General features: G+C 42.0%; 14 protein-coding genes. 13 read left to right on the top strand and 1 reads right to left on the bottom strand.

Annotation, left to right across the window (positions count from 1 at the left end; all coding sequences use genetic code 11):
- The first annotated feature begins 86 nt into the window (after window positions 1-86).
- The 9 genes from prsW (at window position 87) to fni (ending at window position 8,013) form a co-directional block, all read left to right on the top strand.
- The gene (gene prsW / locus ABE28_RS14390) at window positions 87-773 is read left to right on the top strand and encodes a glutamic-type intramembrane protease PrsW (RefSeq protein WP_064463089.1); all 687 of its coding nucleotides are present in this window, start codon (window positions 87-89) and stop codon (window positions 771-773) included.
- A gap of 126 nt (window positions 774-899) precedes the next feature.
- Window positions 900-1,751, top strand: coding sequence for a spore cortex-lytic enzyme (gene sleB, locus ABE28_RS14385; RefSeq protein ID WP_064463087.1), 852 nt, complete (start codon window positions 900-902; stop codon window positions 1,749-1,751).
- A gap of 14 nt (window positions 1,752-1,765) precedes the next feature.
- A complete protein-coding gene (gene ypeB, locus ABE28_RS14380; RefSeq protein ID WP_064463085.1) occupies window positions 1,766-3,121 on the top strand; it encodes a germination protein YpeB in 1,356 nt (451 codons plus the stop codon).
- Between the two features lie 157 nt (window positions 3,122-3,278).
- Window positions 3,279-3,938 carry a flagellar brake protein gene (locus ABE28_RS14375; protein ID WP_064463083.1) on the top strand — a complete coding sequence of 220 codons (660 nt, stop codon included), beginning with the start codon at window positions 3,279-3,281 and terminating at the stop codon, window positions 3,936-3,938.
- Window positions 3,939-4,005: 67 nt separating this feature from the next.
- Window positions 4,006-4,191 carry a YpfB family protein gene (locus tag ABE28_RS14370; protein WP_064463081.1) on the top strand — a complete coding sequence of 62 codons (186 nt, stop codon included), beginning with the start codon at window positions 4,006-4,008 and terminating at the stop codon, window positions 4,189-4,191.
- A gap of 180 nt (window positions 4,192-4,371) precedes the next feature.
- Window positions 4,372-5,046 (top strand): (d)CMP kinase, encoded by a 675-nt coding sequence (gene cmk, locus ABE28_RS14365; RefSeq protein WP_064463079.1) that lies wholly within the window; start codon window positions 4,372-4,374, stop codon window positions 5,044-5,046.
- A gap of 2 nt (window positions 5,047-5,048) precedes the next feature.
- Complete coding sequence (locus tag ABE28_RS14360) at window positions 5,049-5,630, top strand: lysophospholipid acyltransferase family protein (RefSeq protein WP_064463670.1); 582 nt, start codon at window positions 5,049-5,051, stop codon at window positions 5,628-5,630.
- Between the two features lie 174 nt (window positions 5,631-5,804).
- Window positions 5,805-6,947 (top strand): 30S ribosomal protein S1, encoded by a 1,143-nt coding sequence (rpsA, locus tag ABE28_RS14355; protein WP_064463077.1) that lies wholly within the window; start codon window positions 5,805-5,807, stop codon window positions 6,945-6,947.
- Between the two features lie 19 nt (window positions 6,948-6,966).
- Window positions 6,967-8,013: a type 2 isopentenyl-diphosphate Delta-isomerase gene (gene fni / locus ABE28_RS14350; protein WP_064463668.1), complete on the top strand. Its 1,047-nt coding sequence runs from the start codon at window positions 6,967-6,969 to the stop codon at window positions 8,011-8,013.
- 63 nt (window positions 8,014-8,076) lie between these two features.
- Here fni and ABE28_RS14345 read toward each other — a convergent pair whose 3' ends face one another.
- Window positions 8,077-8,208, bottom strand: a complete 132-nt coding sequence (locus ABE28_RS14345; RefSeq protein WP_064505146.1) for a YpzI family protein — start codon at window positions 8,206-8,208, stop codon at window positions 8,077-8,079.
- 133 nt (window positions 8,209-8,341) lie between these two features.
- Here ABE28_RS14345 and ABE28_RS14340 point away from each other — a divergent pair, with 133 nt between their 5' ends.
- The 4 genes from ABE28_RS14340 to ABE28_RS14325 all read left to right on the top strand — a co-directional run bounded on the left by ABE28_RS14340 (window position 8,342) and on the right by ABE28_RS14325 (window position 13,538).
- A complete protein-coding gene (locus tag ABE28_RS14340; RefSeq protein WP_064463075.1) occupies window positions 8,342-8,962 on the top strand; it encodes a YphA family membrane protein in 621 nt (206 codons plus the stop codon).
- Window positions 8,963-9,445: 483 nt separating this feature from the next.
- Window positions 9,446-10,756 carry a ribosome biogenesis GTPase Der gene (gene der / locus ABE28_RS14335; protein ID WP_064463073.1) on the top strand — a complete coding sequence of 437 codons (1,311 nt, stop codon included), beginning with the start codon at window positions 9,446-9,448 and terminating at the stop codon, window positions 10,754-10,756.
- A 16-nt stretch (window positions 10,757-10,772) separates the two neighbouring features.
- On the top strand, window positions 10,773-11,819 hold the full coding sequence (locus ABE28_RS14330) for an NAD(P)H-dependent glycerol-3-phosphate dehydrogenase (RefSeq protein ID WP_064463071.1): 1,047 nt from the start codon (window positions 10,773-10,775) through the stop codon (window positions 11,817-11,819).
- A 381-nt stretch (window positions 11,820-12,200) separates the two neighbouring features.
- On the top strand, window positions 12,201-13,538 hold the full coding sequence (locus tag ABE28_RS14325; protein WP_064463069.1) for an APC family permease: 1,338 nt from the start codon (window positions 12,201-12,203) through the stop codon (window positions 13,536-13,538).
- Window positions 13,539-13,749: the final 211 nt, after the last annotated feature.

The following is a 13,749-nucleotide window of genomic DNA, read 5'->3' as shown; positions in this document are numbered from 1 at the left end:
AATGCTGGAAGACTGGATTCTTGGATTCAGTTTTTTTGCATTACGTGGTAGGATTAAGGAAAAGAAGAGGAAAAGAGGGTCAGCTAATGCTGGTCATGATGTCTGCGGCTATTGCGCCAGGCTTGGCGCTTCTCAGCTATTTCTATCTGAAAGATCAATATGAAACCGAACCGATATCGGTTGTGGTCAAAACATTTTTATTCGGCGTCTTCCTCGTTTTGCCGATTATGTTCATACAGTATGTGCTTGAAACGGAGCAAATTTTGAATACCGACTTAGCAAACGCCTTTCTATGGGCAGCATTGCTTGAGGAATTCTTCAAGTGGTTCATCCTCATTTATGTCATTTATCAGCATGTAGCCTTCGATGAGCCATATGACGGGATCGTATACGGTGCGGCCGTATCGCTTGGTTTCGCCACGATGGAGAATATTTTGTATTTGCTGGCAAATGGAGTGGAACATGCTTTTATCAGAGCCGTTCTTCCTGTATCCAGTCATGCTTTGTTTGGTGTGATAATGGGGTACTATTTGGGCAGGGCAAAGTTTTCATCCTCAAATAATAGATTTTATTTATTATTGGCACTAATCATCCCCATATCATTACATGGCGTTTATGATTATATTTTAGTGTCCCAAAAGTTTTGGATATATTTCATCATGCCCTTCATGATATACCTTTGGTGGTTAGGGATGAAAAAAGTGAAAAAAGCCCGTATATTATCTGATTTTCATGCAGAAAAGCTGTCTCGAAAACAATTCATCAGCAAATGACGAATACGATCTAAACGGAGTGCTGGCATATTTTGCCCACTCCGTTTTTTTTATGGAATGGAATAAAAAAGTCAGTTAAGAAGAAAATATGTTTACATTAATTCAAGAAAAAGAGGAGTGTTTTTGATGAAAGGAATTTCGTCAAAATGGAAATGGCTTTTGCTGTTTTCGTGTATAACAATATGTTTCGGAATTTACCCGGAAACAAGAACAAATGCCTTTTCGAGCCAAATCATTCAAAAAGGTGCGGTTGGAGATGATGTAATTGAACTTCAGGCACGCTTGCAGAACATCGGTTACTATCATGGAAAGATTGATGGGGTCTATGGTTGGGGCACTTATTGGGCACTTCGAAACTTTCAGCAAGATTTCGGGCTGCCGATCGATGGACTGGCAGGGACCACGACAAAACAGAAGTTGACGAAGGCATCCAATTTCAATAGGCAGTTCGTCCACGAACAAATTAATAAAGGGAACGAGTTCACCTATTACGGCGGAGTCGATATAGACAAGCAGGTAAAGGTGAAAGGAAATGCAAATGGATCCAAGCAGGGTGGAGGGAATGCCAATGCAGGGAAGGAGCCAGCGAAGCCAGGAACTTCAGCCAATCTTCCGGGAGGTTATTCTCAAAACGATATTCAGTTGATGGCCAATGCCGTTTATGGAGAATCCCGTGGCGAGCCTTATACAGGACAGGTGGCAGTTGCCGCGGTCATTTTGAACAGAGTGGAAAGTGCCGCTTTCCCTAACTCCATTTCGGGGGTGATTTTTGAACCTGGTGCCTTCACTGCTGTTGCGGATGGACAAATATGGCTGACTCCGAACGAACGGGCAAAAGAAGCTGTCGTGGATGCCATCAATGGTTGGGATCCAAGCGGCAATGCCGAATATTACTTTAATCCCGAAACGGCAACAAGCAAATGGATTTGGACCAGACCGCAAATCAAAAAAATCGGAAAACATATCTTTTGTAAGTAAAGAGGTGAAGGTACATGATCAGGAATATAGTCATTGCCCTGCTAGTTGTAGGTGTTGCAGGAACTGCATTCTGGGGCTATCAAGAACATAAGGAAAAAAACGCCGTATTAATCAATGCGGAAAACACATATCAGCGCGCCTTTCACGATTTAAGTTATCAAGTGGATATATTGCACGACAAGGTCGGCAGTACATTGGCGATGAATTCACGCTATTCATTAAGTCCGGCCCTGACAGACGTTTGGCGGATCACTTCCGAAGCCCAAAGCGATGTCGGGCAGTTGCCACTGACCTTGCTTCCTTTTAATAAGACGGAAGAATTTTTATCGAAAATTGCGGATTTCAGTTATAAAACAGCTGTACGTGACCTTGAAAAAGAACCATTGAATGATCAGGAATATTCGACTTTACAATCCTTATATGCACAGGCTGGAGACATCCAGGGCGAATTGAGGAAGGTGCAATATTTAGTCCTTAAAAACCATTTAAGATGGATGGATGTTGAGATGGCCCTAGCGAACGGAAAAGAAAATTCGGATAATACGATCATTGATGGTTTGGAGACGGTGGAGAAAAAAGTTTCGGGGTATGGAGAGGCAGATGAAATGAATCCGACCTTCACCTCCTCCCAGCAGAGGGATGAAAACTTCAAGAATTTGCAAGGTAAAACGATCACTAAAAAAGAAGCGATCGAGACGGCAAAAAGCTATGCACACTCCAAAAGTGGAAATGTAGAAGTGAAGGTGGAGGAAAACGGAAAAGGTTCTGATTATGGTTTCTATAGCGTCAGCATCCTGAATAAAGATTCCAATAGCGAATTGAATATGGATTTGACCAAAAAAGGCGGTTACCCTATTTGGTATATAAATAATAGGGATGTGAATAAAACAAATATTGATTTGAATCAAGCCTATACAAAAGCGGCGGAATTTCTAAAAGAACATGACTTCAGTTCACTTGAGCTTTTTGAAAGTGCACAGTACGATAACATCGCTTTATTGAATTTCGTGTCATCCGTGAATGGAGTCAAGATTTATCCGGATTCAGTCAAAGTCAAGATTGCATTGGATGACGGAGCCGTTATAGGATTCTCGGCGGATGAGTATTTAAAATCACATAAAACGAGGGAAATCGAAACTCCAAAGATATCCGAGAAAGAAGCCAGGGATAAAATCAATCAAAATGTAACGATCATGGAAGCTGGAAAAGCGCTAATCATCAATGATATCGGCAAGGAAGTCCTATGTTATGAATTTCTTGGTACGATTAAGGAAGATACATATCGTATTTTCATTAATGCCGATACTGGTCAAGAAGAAAAGGTGGAAAAATTAAAGAATTCCGAGCCGGTATACGAAAATTTAATTTAACAGATTATTTTACAATGGGGAAATGTGCCTAGTCACTTTCCCTTTTCCTCATTTCATGACATAATAATATAAATGATTTCAGGATTAAATGGGAAGATTGGTGGGTAATTTGGTGTTGAAACTTCATTACTTGCTCTCATAAAGGAAGTGGATCGCATTGTTAAAAATTGGTGATATATTAATGCTCGAACAGAAATACTCCATCCATAAGGAAAAATTCAAATGTATGGTAGTGGAATTGGAGCCCGGTTCTGTTTATATAGATTTTCCCATTCATGCAGAAACGGGAAAAATCGCCTTCCTGATGGATGGGACTGAGCTGAACGTCACGTTTTCCAATGAGGAACAGGCAGTTTATGTGTTTGATTCTGAAGTCCTCGGAAAAGTGAAAGGGAGAATACCGATGATTCAGCTGTCGCTCCCGCATATGGACACGTTTGTGAAAATACAGCGAAGGCAGTACGTGCGGCTGGATGTAACCCTTGATGCTGCGCTTCATCCGGAACATTCCGAGTTTTCCCCCTTTCGTGCATTAACGGAGGATATCAGTGCTGGCGGAGCATCCTTGAGGCTTTTAAAAGGGGCTACGATACAATCGGCATCGCAGTTATACCTATGGATGGCGCTTACTCTGAAATCGGGGGAAATACATTATTTACGCTTGAAAAGCAAAGTCATTCGGGTGACGGAGAAGGATCATGGCAATATGCTTTTACATGTTCAATTTCTTGAGCCGACAAAAAATGATGTACAAACTTTAATGAGATTCATTTTCGAAAAGCAGGTCGATTTAAAGAAAAAAGGGTTGTATGTTTGACAGAATTGAATGAAAAACGGTGATTCCATCCATACTGCTAATATATTCAGTATGGAAGGGGCGGAGCATGAAAACGTTTGAAAGAATTTTAATTAAAGTGATTATCATCCAACTGGTCTGCTTGTTCTTATTCCAGTTCCTTTTAAGCAGGGAGGATCAAATCTTTGATTTTACCAAGCTTTCGAGGTATGAAGGTGTTACGAGCAATAATTATACGAAAATCATTGAAACGTTCAATGGGATTTCAAAATGAAGCGGTGAACCGCTTTTTTTTGTATGAGGATTTTCAATAATGGAAAACTATTGAGGGTTGGTTAAATCGAAGGGGGATTTTGATTGTACTCTTCCTTTTATTAATGATTTTCCTGCCAGTTGTGATAAAATGAAAGGGAAATAAATAATCAGCATGATTGTAAGATTCTTGGGAGGATTTATGGAAAAAAAAATATCAGTTGCAATCGATGGGCCAGCTGCTGCTGGCAAAAGCACGGTTGCTAAAATTGTCGCAGAAAAATTCAATTACATATATGTGGATACAGGCGCAATGTACAGGGCCCTTACCTTTAAGGCTCTTAACCAAAAGATTCGCCTGAATGATGAGCAAGCTCTTTTCGGAGTGCTCCTCGATACGGAAATCGAATTAAGGCCAAGTGAAAATGGCCAGTTGGTGTTCCTGGATAATGAGGATGTCACGGCTCAAATCAGGAACAATGAAGTGACTGGATCCGTATCGGAAGTGGCGAAGCATAGGAGTATCCGTGAAGAAATGGTGCGCAGGCAACAAATCTTTGGTGAAAATGGCGGCGTGGTCATGGATGGAAGGGATATCGGCACACATGTGCTGCCAAACGCTGAAGTGAAGGTTTTCCTGATTGCATCTGTTGATGAAAGGGCACAACGGAGGCATCAGGAAAACTTTTCGAAGGGTTTTCCTTCCGACATTGAAAAGTTAAGGGAAGAGATTGCAACAAGGGACAAGTTGGATTCCGAACGGGAGGTATCACCCCTGAAAAAGGCAAAGGATGCCATCGAAATCGACACGACTTCCTTATCGATTCATGAAGTGGCAGAAAGCATCATGTCTTTAATAGAAGAGAGGAAAAGATGAATTTGGATTTTTACACATTTGCCAAAAACGTTGTTAAAGGCGTTTTAACGCCTGCTTATAGGGTTAAAACGCTAGGAAGGGAACATGTACCTAAAGAGGGGGGAGTTTTGATTTGTGCCAATCACATTGATAATTTGGACCCGCCCGTAGTTGGCATGACATCACCTCGGGATATACATTTCATGGCGAAAGAAGAGTTGTTTCAAGCACCCGTTTTAAAGGGTATATTACCAAGGGTTAACGCTTTTCCCGTTAAGCGGGGCAACAGTGATCGGGAATCGCTAAGAAAGGGTTTAAAGCTTCTGAAGGAAGGTAAGGTCATTGGGCTGTTTCCTGAGGGAACCAGAAGCAAGACAGGTGAATTGGGAGATGGTTTGGCGGGTGCTGGATTTTTCGCATTGCGATCCGATGCCGTGATCATACCTTGTGCCATCATCGGCCCCTATAAGTTTTTACGGCCATTGAAGGTGGTGTACGGTCCTCCGATTCATTTCAGCGAATATCGGGATCAGAAGATTTCAGCAGATGAAGCGACAAAAATCATCATGGACCATATAAGGAAATTGATTTCCGAGCATAAATAGTCCTTCATACTTGACAATTTTCTGAATTTGTTAGAATTTATAAAATAGGGATTATTCTAAAAAAACTGTTTTTATCTTTATTAGGTAAGTGTTTTTATTGAACCACTTAAATAAAATATGTGGCCGATGGAGAGGAATATTGCTGATCAGTCATGGGTTAAGGAGGAGTTAGTAATGACAGAAGATATGAACCAGGTAGAAGTGAACAATTACAAAGTTGGGGATCAAGTGAAAGCAACCGTTTCAAAGGTAGAAGAAAAGCAGGTCATCGTCGATGTTGAAAACAGTAAATCCGATGGAATCATTCCTATCAGTGAGCTGTCCAGCCTTCATGTCGAAAAGGCATCAGATGCCGTTTCCGAAGGGGACGTATTGGAGCTTGAAGTCATTAAAGTGGAAGAAGAAGCTCTTATTCTATCAAAACGTAAAATCGATGCGCTAAAGGCTTGGGATGACCTTGAATTGAAATTTGAAAACGGTGACGTATTTGAGGCTGAAGTGAAAGATGTCGTCAAAGGCGGACTTGTTGTAGATCTAGGCGTACGTGGTTTCGTTCCGGCTTCTCTAGTAGAAGACTATTTCGTTGAAGATTTTTCTGATTACAAAAACAAAACTTTAACATTCAAGATCGTCGAGCTTGAGAAAGACAAGAATCGCTTAATTCTCTCACATCGTGCAGTAGTCCAAGATCAAAAGGAAAAACAAAAGGCGAATGTACTCGATAACCTTGAAAGTGGGCAGGTGCTTGAGGGTGTTGTCCAAAGGATCACCGATTTTGGGGCATTCGTCGATATTGGAGGCGTGGATGGACTTGTCCACATTTCCCAGCTATCCCACCAGCATGTCGACAAAGCATCCGATGTCGTTTCCGAAGGAGACAACGTCCACGTGAAGGTGCTTTCCATCGATCGTGATAATGAGAGGATATCACTTTCCATCAAGGATACTCTTCCAGGACCGTGGGCGGGCATTGCCGAAAAGGCAGCAAAAGGTTCTACACTAGAGGGAAGCGTGAAGCGCCTTGTTTCATTCGGTGCATTCGTCGAGATTTTCCCGGGTGTGGAAGGACTTGTCCACATTTCACAAATCTCGCATAAGCATATTGCCACACCACAAGAAGTACTGAAGGAAGGTCAGTCAGTCGAGGTGAAGGTCCTGGATGTCAATGAAACGGAACAGCGTCTATCATTGAGCATAAAAGAACTTGAAGAACCTCAATCCTCTAATTACAACACATCAAATTATGAACTTCCCGAAGAATCAAAGGGCTTTCAGCTAGGTGATATGATTGGGGATCAATTAAAAAAACTAAAATAAGATAATAATGGTGATGGCCTTGGAGAGAGAAAAACGAAAATTAGATCATATAGAATTTGCGCTAAAAACAGGTCAGCAGCATAACTCCGGACTAGAAGATATTTCGTTTATCCACCAAAGCTTACCAGAAATTTCCTTGAATAACGTGACCCTCACAGCAGAAATTGGCGAACTTGAGTTAAGTTCGCCAATTTTCATAAATGCCATGACCGGAGGCGGGGGCGCCGAAACGGAAAAATTAAATGGTGACCTTGCGATAGCAGCAAGGGAAACGGGGATCGCCATGGCGGTCGGTTCACAAATGGCTGCAATCAAGGAACCTGCCCAGCAGGCTTCTTTCAAAGTGGTCAGACAGGAGAATCCTGACGGCGTGCTGATTGGCAATCTTGGCGGGGAAGCAACTGTAGACCAAGCGAAGCGAGCAAGTGACATGATTGAGGCAAATGCCTTGCAGATTCATATCAACACGATACAGGAGCTGACGATGCCTGAAGGAGATAGGGATTTTGCAGGAACCCTGTCAAGAATAGAAAAAATCAACAGCAGCATCGGAATTCCTGTCATTGTAAAAGAGGTCGGCTTTGGAATGAGTAAGGAAACGGTGAGGCAATTGCTTTCCGTTGGAGTTTCAATCATTGATGTAGGTGGTTTTGGCGGCACGAATTTTGCCAAAATCGAGAATGAAAGGCGAGCGAAAGTACTCGGATATTTTAATGAATGGGGAATTCCGACGGCTGCTTCAATCGTGGAAGCGGTTAAAGTTTCACCTGAGCTTTCAGTGATCGGATCCGGCGGCATCCGTAATTCCCTGGAAATCACAAAAAGCCTTGCCTTAGGAGCGAAAGGTGTAGGTTTGGCCGGCCATTTTCTCAAGGTGCATAAAGAGCTTGGCCTTGAACAATTAATAAAAGAAATAACCTACATACATGAAGATTTAAAAATTATCATGACTGCCCTTGGCTGTCGTGATATCCAGGAATTAAGGAAATCAAAAATGGTTATTTCAGGGGCAACCTACCATTGGTTAACACAAAGGGGATTTGATTGTTCCGCTTATGCTAGATGATATAGCCATGGAAAGAAGCATCTCAATTGAGCATTGGGATGCTTCTTTTCCGTTTAAACAGGTTTAGCTATTCCTTTTTCGTGCCTCTTCAGGGCCTTCCATGCTTGTTGCCCCTTTATACTTCAAGGATTGATCTCTATCAGACTCTACCCGTTTACTTTCTTTCAACTTTTTTTCCTGCCGATCTTTGCCCATTTTGCCACCTCCTTTATAAAGATAATGACCGAATCGAATCGGAATGAGCCTTATGTAAAGCCTATGAATTACAGAGTTAACGTTTATTCTTTTAAAAAACGAGCCATAATGTTTCCTAAAGGGGGGAAGCTGCATGGATGGAATATTGTTTTATTGGATGTCATGGATAGTTTGGGTCATTGTCATGTTTTTTATTCCGAAAACGGTTCCATTTCGTTTCGATTTCTTGTTTCATCTATTGGCCGTCATGGTATTAGCGGGATATAAATTGGAGATTTCCTTTCTTTCCATGCATATGAGCGGCTTATACCTTTTTTTTATCCTATGTGTGTATATCAGGAAGCAATCGATTTTCAAAATCATGGAGCTGATCAGCGGCTGCCTTATCGTTACGCTCGCTTATGCAAGTTTTCAACTTTTTTCTTTACTTGACCCGATATGGCTTATTATCAAACCCTCCTATCTCCTATGCCTCTTTCTGAATTATCTTATCCTATTACTTTTTAAAAATTGGAAACACCGATTGTTTGTCCTTTTGATTGGTTTGATCATGGGCGATATCATCTATGCTGTATTGCTCGTTTATCACTCTTTGCCATATGTGGCTTTAGCATTCGCCTGGCATGATGATGCAGCGCTTGTACTTGGAGCGAATATTGTATGGCGGATGTTGGAGCTTGTTGGACAATATATTTATTTATCATCCCAATCGAAGTTGTCAACAAAGCTCAGGAAAGAGAATTTTAATCAGTGAAAAATAGAGGTGGGGCGTTAAAAGGATTTCCTTCCCCTGATTTGTTCAAATGAGGTCCAATAAATGGAGTATATTGGAATGGGAGGCTTTTATTTATACAATCATTGTTGATTGGCGCGAAATTTGTTACTATAGGGTAGTTAGAGGTCTGTAGATAAATCGTAAAGTGCTCTAAACTAATTTATAAGGAAGCACATGCCTTAGAGCTTTCTTCATTTTTTTGGGCTGTATACAATCACGTTTTAGCATGCAGTCGGTTCACTTTAAAAGAAGCGGACAAACTGCCTGTGAATCCTTGATACGTTTAACTGTTCATCAGTTGTGCATGTAGTCCTGATGAAAGTTTCCTTTATATGATGATGGATACAGTCTTTTCCTTGAACAGGAAATAATGAAAAACAACAATGCAAAGCAATGGCAATGCACGCATTCATGGATTTCGTGACTTTGACAGAGATATAGTAGCAGAAAGGGTGAATAGCAATGCCAAAACCGGTAATTGCGATAGTCGGTCGTCCGAACGTAGGTAAATCGACGATCTTTAATAGAATAGTGGGAGAACGGGTTTCGATTGTAGAAGACGTTCCAGGTGTGACGCGTGACAGGATATATAGTTCTGGTGAATGGTTGACACATGACTTTAACATCATTGATACAGGCGGAATCGATATCGGTGATGAGCCGTTTCTTGAACAAATTCGCCAGCAAGCCGAAATTGCGATCGACGAGGCCGATGTGATAATCTTTATGACGAATGGCCGTGAAGGGGTGACGGCTGCGGATGAAGAGGTTGCCAAGATACTCTATAAATCCAAAAAGCCTGTTGTCCTTGCGGTCAATAAAGTCGATAATCCAGAGATGAGGGATCAAATCTATGATTTCTACGCGTTAGGCTTTGGGGATCCATACCCGATATCCGGGTCACACGGACTTGGACTTGGAGACTTACTGGATGAGGCTGCGAAACATTTCCCTAAATTCAGCGGTCAGGATTATGCAGATGATGTCATTAAATTCAGTTTGATCGGAAGGCCGAATGTAGGCAAATCATCATTGGTCAATGCATTGTTAGGGGAAGACCGTGTTATCGTCAGTGAAATTGAGGGGACGACCCGTGATGCAATCGATTCTCCTTATAAATACAACGGTAAAGAGTATGTCATCATTGATACCGCTGGAATGAGGAAAAAAGGAAAGGTGTATGAAAGTACGGAAAAATATAGCGTACTTCGTGCGTTACGGGCGATTGAACGCTCAGACGTCGTTCTTGTGGTATTGAACGCTGAGGAAGGCATTCGTGAGCAAGATAAAAAAATCGCCGGTTATGCCCATGAAGCGGGCAGGGCGGTCATCATCGTCGTCAATAAATGGGATGCCATCGAGAAAGATGAGAAAACGATGAAGGATCTTGAAGAAAAAATCCGTGCCCATTTCCTATTCCTGGATTATGCGCCGATCATCTATCTATCTGCCTTAACTAAAAAGCGGACACATACATTAATCCCGGTCATCGATCAGGCTAGTGAAAACCATGCCATTCGTGTTCAAACAAATGTATTGAATGAAGTGGTCATGGATGCCGTGGCGATGAATCCGACACCGACCCATAATGGGAACCGCCTGAAAATTTATTATACGACCCAGGTAGCGATCAAGCCGCCTACTTTCGTTGTATTCGTTAATGATCCTGAGTTATTGCATTTCTCATATGAAAGATTTTTAGAGAATCGAATTAGGGATGCCTTTGGTTTTGAAGGAACACCAATTCGGATCTTCGGACGACAAAGAAAATAGTAAAGGAAGTCATACAATGGTGAAAGCAAAAGAAAGCATCGCAATCATTGGTGCAGGTAGCTGGGGAACTGCTTTAGCGATGGTATTAGCTGATAACCAGCATGAAGTTAGATTATGGGGACATAATTCGAAGCAAATCGAAGAAGTAAACCAACATCATACGAATGGCAAATACTTGCCTGGTATTGAATTGCCTAAAGGGATTAAAGGATATACTTCCATTAAGGAAGCATTGGCCGGAATCGAAATGATCATTTTGGCTGTTCCGACCAAAGCTTACCGGGAAGTGCTTGGACAGATTGAAGCAGCTCATGATAAACCATTGACAATCGTTCATGTGAGTAAGGGGATTGAACCGGATTCCTTGCTTCGCATTTCGGAAATGATTGAAGAAGTGTCTTCCACGGATTGGTTGAAGGATATCGTGGTTCTTTCTGGACCAAGTCATGCAGAAGAAGTCAGTCTCCGTCACCCAACGACAGTTGCCGTTTCTTCAAAAAATATGAAGGCTGCCGAAAAGGTTCAGGACGTCTTTATCAACAATAATTTCCGCGTCTATACGAATCCGGATTTGATTGGTGTTGAAATTGGCGGGGCCTTGAAAAACATCATTGCTTTAGCTTCAGGCATTACCGATGGGCTTGGCTATGGTGATAATGCCAAGGCTGCCTTGATGACCCGTGGATTGGCTGAAATCTCCCGTTTAGGAGTGGCCATGGGTGCCAACCCACTTACCTTTTCCGGACTGGCAGGTATAGGTGATCTGATCGTCACTTGTACAAGTGTTCATTCCCGAAACTGGAGAGCGGGGAATATGCTTGGTAAAGGGAAAAAACTGGAAGAAGTGCTGGAAAATATGGGGATGGTGGTAGAAGGAGTCAGAACCACTAAAGCCGCTTACCAGCTAGCTCAAAAATACGAAGTCAATATGCCGATCACGGAAGCCTTGTATAACGTTTTATTCAATGGAGAAGAAGTGAAAAAGGCAGTTGACCTTTTGATGAATCGTTCAAAGACCAATGAAATGGAAGAACTTTATAACATCCTGGATAGCAGGCAGTAGGATTTCCCCTAAAAAGCCTCTTTCATAAAAGAATTTCAATAAATTAGGCATTCGATGATGCGTCTTGCCATGTATCAGCATACAATGCAACGAAAGTAAACTAGTAATTTGACCTCGGCACGGGGGGATTTAGTCAAATGAGCAGAAGATATCGATATCTTCTGCTTTTTTTTGTGCGATATAATTATCTGTAAATTATGAAAAATTGAATAAGTTATTCAAAACTGCATGAAATATTCGCTTTAATTCCTTGTTTTCAGTTAAATTTCGACTGTTTTTTTTGGTATGAAAATTGCGGAGTGTATTATATCAAAGAATTATCGAGGTTACCGGGGGAAGCTCATTCACTTTTTCCCGGCAAAAAGGGAAGGGGTATGATACATGCAAACAGGTAAACTGAAAAGGTCTTTAAGCTTATGGCAAATCGTCTTGCTAGGTGTGGGGTATATGACCCCGATGGTCGTTTTTGATACATTCGGGATCGTTTCTGAATTAACGGGAGGACATGTACCGACTGCATATGTCATTGCTTTGGTGGCAATGCTGTTTACGGCAGCAAGCTATGGGAAAATGGTGAAAATTTATCCTCAAGCAGGGTCATCTTATACGTATACACAAAAAACGATCAATCCACATTTAGGCTTCCTGGTCGGATGGTCATCGATGCTTGATTATTTATTTTTACCGATGGTGAACGCAATCTTAACAAAAATATATTTAACTGCACTATTTCCCGAAGTTTCCCCCTGGATGTGGGTAGTTGGATTTGTCCTGTTAATGACAGGGATCAACTTGTTCAATGTTAATTTCGCTGCCAACTTCAACAGCTTCCTTGTTTTCTTTCAAATGTTGGTCATCATCATTTTCGTGGCACTTGTCATCAAAGGGGTCATGAGTGGTGAAGGGACAGGGGATGTCACCTCGCTTCAGCCTTTTATCGGGTCTCATATGGAAATGTCGACGCTCATAGCCGGTGCAACGATTCTTTGCTTTTCCTTCTTGGGGTTCGATGCTGTCACGACCTTATCGGAAGAAACACCAAATCCAGCCAAAACGATTCCGCGGGCGATCCTCTTAACTGCCCTTATTGGCGGGGTTTTGTTTGTCACAGCTGCATTTTTCACCCAGCTATTCTTTCCCGATGTTTCCCGTTTCAATGATCCGGAAGCGGCTTCCCCGGAAATTGCACTTTTCGTAGGCGGGAAGTTATTTCAATCCATATTCCTGGCAGGCACACTATGCGGTACCCTTGCCTCAGGACTTGCCTCCCATGCTAGTGTATCAAGGTTGTTATATGTCATGGGGCGAGATCAGATGATCTCGAAAAAACTTTTTGGGTTTGTCCACCCTAAATATAATACGCCCTTTTATAATGTCATCTTTGTCGGAATCATTTCCTTGGTCGCCTTATTCCTGGATTTGGTCACGGCTACCTCCCTAATAAATTTCGGAGCGTTAATGGCCTTTACTTTCGTGAATTTGTGCGTTATCGTCCACGCAGTCAGGAACAAAAGGTACCATTCGGTTAAAGGATTTATTTCCAATATACTGTTCCCGGTTATTGGAGGGGCATCGGTGTTCATCCTTTGGCTAAATCTTGAAATGAGCTCCTTGATTCTGGGAACTATCTGGGCGGCAATGGGCATCGCTTATCTTCTTTACCGGACGAAATGGTTTACGGAATCCCCTCCACTATTCCGCTTTGAAGAAGCCCAGTAAACCACTTTCCGTGAATTGAAGGAAGCCACCAATCGTCCAATAAAATTTCGTCAACGCTCATCCTTATGTTCCAATCGGTTTCCGTATCGTCTTGGCTAGCGCAGATTCAACGCATATGTGAGTGCGTTGTTGTTTTCACTGCAATGGGACAAAACATTTTTTAGGTTCATGCCTTTTCGCAGCAGCCGTTCTATCCCCATATAACCATAAA

The organism is Peribacillus muralis, assembly GCF_001645685.2.
Taxonomy (GTDB): domain Bacteria; phylum Bacillota; class Bacilli; order Bacillales; family DSM-1321; genus Peribacillus; species Peribacillus muralis_A.
The sequence above is the reverse complement of the archived record's forward strand: the minus strand, read 5'-3'. Positions and strand labels throughout refer to the sequence as shown.

Excerpts from the sequence above, each read along its gene's own strand:
- prsW (WP_064463089.1), top strand. The coding sequence starts at position 87 with ATGCTGGTCATGATGTCTGCGGCTATTGCGCCAGGCTTGGCGCTTCTC.
- sleB (WP_064463087.1), top strand. The coding sequence starts at position 900 with ATGAAAGGAATTTCGTCAAAATGGAAATGGCTTTTGCTGTTTTCGTGT.
- der (WP_064463073.1), top strand. The coding sequence starts at position 9,446 with ATGCCAAAACCGGTAATTGCGATAGTCGGTCGTCCGAACGTAGGTAAA.
- ABE28_RS14340 (WP_064463075.1), top strand. The coding sequence starts at position 8,342 with ATGGATGGAATATTGTTTTATTGGATGTCATGGATAGTTTGGGTCATT.
- cmk (WP_064463079.1), top strand. The coding sequence starts at position 4,372 with ATGGAAAAAAAAATATCAGTTGCAATCGATGGGCCAGCTGCTGCTGGC.
- ypeB (WP_064463085.1), top strand. The coding sequence starts at position 1,766 with ATGATCAGGAATATAGTCATTGCCCTGCTAGTTGTAGGTGTTGCAGGA.
- ABE28_RS14370 (WP_064463081.1), top strand. The coding sequence starts at position 4,006 with ATGAAAACGTTTGAAAGAATTTTAATTAAAGTGATTATCATCCAACTG.
- ABE28_RS14330 (WP_064463071.1), top strand. The coding sequence starts at position 10,773 with ATGGTGAAAGCAAAAGAAAGCATCGCAATCATTGGTGCAGGTAGCTGG.
- ABE28_RS14325 (WP_064463069.1), top strand. The coding sequence starts at position 12,201 with ATGCAAACAGGTAAACTGAAAAGGTCTTTAAGCTTATGGCAAATCGTC.
- rpsA (WP_064463077.1), top strand. The coding sequence starts at position 5,805 with ATGACAGAAGATATGAACCAGGTAGAAGTGAACAATTACAAAGTTGGG.
- ABE28_RS14345 (WP_064505146.1), bottom strand. The coding sequence starts at position 8,208 with ATGGGCAAAGATCGGCAGGAAAAAAAGTTGAAAGAAAGTAAACGGGTA.